Raw genomic sequence first — 2468 nt, 5'->3', positions numbered from 1 at the left:
GTGGCCGGGGGGGGGGTCCTCGGCGGGGGGCCGCGGCGCGCGCCCGGTCGCCGGGGGGGGGGGGGGCCGCTCCTCACCTCACGCCGCGCGGCGTCACCGGGTCACCCGGGTCGTGCGCACCGCGCGGGTCAGCCGCACGCGAGCGCGTCGAACGCGACGTCGCCCGCGAACGTGCGGTCGTCGCCGCTCGCCGTCACGTGCGCGCTGCCCGCCGCCACCTGGGTGGAGCGGACCGCGAAGGCATGGTACGCCGACGCGCCGGGCTGCACGTCCGTCACGGTGCGCTCGCCGTACGGCGTGCTCAGCGTGACGTCCACGGGCACCGTGTCGGCGTTGAGAGCCCGGACCGCCACATACGCCTTGCCCGCCATGCACTGGCTGCGAGCCGTGGTCGAGACGACGAGACCGTCCTGGCCGGGGGTCGTCGTGAACGTGGTGACCGGGCTGACCGCCGTGCCACCGCCCGCGCTCGTCGCCGTGACGACCCACGCGTGCAGCGCACCCGCGTCGAGGTCGTCCCAGGTCACGCGCGCGACCTCGCCCGACGGGACGGTGGCGGTCCCGATCTCCTCCGCCGGGGCGTAGAGCGCGACGGCGTCGGTCACGAGGGTCGTCGTCCGGGTCGTGAGGTCGACGGGCACCGTGAAGTCGTCCTCAAGCCCGTTGTAGCGCTTGCGGTCGTCGTACTCGGTGGCACCGAAGTTCTCGAGCCACGGCGAGTACGTGTCGACGATCAGCTCGGAGCGGTCGACGTCGAACTGGAGCAGGCGCAGGTAGCTCGACCCGAGCCGCAGGCCCTGGTCGGGCGCGTACCCACCGATCTCGGTGAGACCGGCCTCCTCCGCGGTGACCTCGTAGAACTGGTAGTCCGCGAGCAGCTCGACGACCCCGTTGCCCGGAGTGCCGACGTCCTGCTTCACGTTGATGCCCACACCGTGCTCGTGCCCCGAGAGCACGAGGAAGACGTTGGGGTTCGGCTCGACGACCTTCGAGTAGAGCAGGCGCCCGTCGGGCGTCGAGAACGGTGCGCCGCGGCCGTCGGGGTTCGTGCTCGGCGCGAGGTAGTCGTGCGCGAGCAGGATCGCGTTGCGGTCGGCGAACTGCTCCAGCACGCCGTCGGCCCACGCGGCCTCCTCGTCGGTCACGCCGTACGAGAGGTACACGGCGACGAAGTCCAGGCCGCCGGCCGTGAACAGGTCGTAGTGGTTCTGGTTGTCGCCCTCGCGCCACGGGCCGCCGTAGGACGCGTCCTGCCAGCCGGCCGACAGCACCTCGTACCGGTCCGGGCCGTAGTACGCGTTGTACAGCGCGCCGGGGCCGTTGTCGGCGCCCGTGAGGTTGTCGTGGTTGCCCGCGAGGACGCCGTTGGGGATGCCCGCGTCGTCGAGCAGCCGCTGGGCCGAGGACGAGAACTCGTACTCGCCGCGGACCTGGGCGGCCATCGCGTCGTCCGCCGGCGTGCGCGTGTAGTTCTCGATGATGTCGCCCGTGTGCGCGACGTACTCGATGCCGCGCTCGTCGGCGTTGTCGACGACCCACTGCACGAGGTCGGTGTAGGTCTTCGCCCAGACCGCACGCTCCTCGGCGGTCTCCTGCTCGACGGCGCCCTCGGACAGGTACTGCGTGTCCGTGAAGTGGACCATCGAGAAGTCGTACGCGTCGCGGTCCGCGAACGACGTCGGCTCCTCGGTGCCGACGCCGTCGTCGATGTCGTCGGCGAACGGGTCGGTGCCGGTGACGAGGACGTGGACCGTCCCCTGCGTCGCGTGCCGCGTGGACAGCGTGGCCGTCAGGCTCGTCGGCCCCTCCACGGCACCGCGCGCTGAGACGAGGGCCTCCCAGGCCGCGCCGTCCCAGACGTGGAGCGTCGCGAGACGCTGCGGGTCGATCACGCCGTCCCACCGGACCGTCTGCCCGGCCACGTCACCCTCGGCCGGGATCTCGAAGCGCTGGAACGCGACGTCGGCGGCGGGTGCCGCGTCGAGCGTCGCGCCGTCGCCCGGGACGAGCGCGTCGACGTCGGCCGGGCTCTCGCCCTCGACGTGCAGCACGTCGGTGGGCACCGCGGCGGTCTCGCCCTGCGCAGCGACGACGGGCGAGCGCACGTCGGCGCGCGCGAACGTCGCCGTGACGTCGCCGCCGCCGGGGGCGCTGACCCGCGCGCCGAGCTCGAGGGAGCCCTCGACGCCGGTCGTCCCGGTCGCGGGGGTGAGGTCGGTCGGGACGTCGGGGACGCCGAGGCTCGTGAAGCCGATCTCGTGCGTGCTCGCGTTGCCGAGCACGTCCGTCGCCGTCACGACGAGCGTGTGCGCTCCGGGCTCGAGGCCCGGACCGACGAGCGCGCCGACCTCGACGACCTCGCCGTCGAGCGTGACGGCCGGGCCCTGGGGGCCCCCCGCGGCGGCCGTGTGGTCGCCGGCGAGGGTCGTGGGCGGGGGGCGGGGGGGCCCCGCGGGGGGGGTGGGCGT

General features: G+C 74.0%; 1 protein-coding gene. It reads right to left on the bottom strand.

Going from position 1 to position 2468, the window contains the following annotated elements:
* Nucleotides 1-128: 128 nt before the first annotated feature.
* Nucleotides 129-2468, bottom strand: a 2340-nt coding sequence (locus ACFWH7_RS20970; protein ID WP_378219613.1) for a metallophosphoesterase, incomplete at its 5' end; no start/stop codon positions are given.

Source organism: Cellulosimicrobium cellulans (assembly GCF_042723955.1).
Classification (GTDB): Bacteria; Actinomycetota; Actinomycetes; order Actinomycetales; family Cellulomonadaceae; genus Cellulosimicrobium; species Cellulosimicrobium cellulans_H.
Note: the sequence above shows the minus strand (reverse complement) of the source record. Positions and strands in the feature narration are given on the sequence as shown.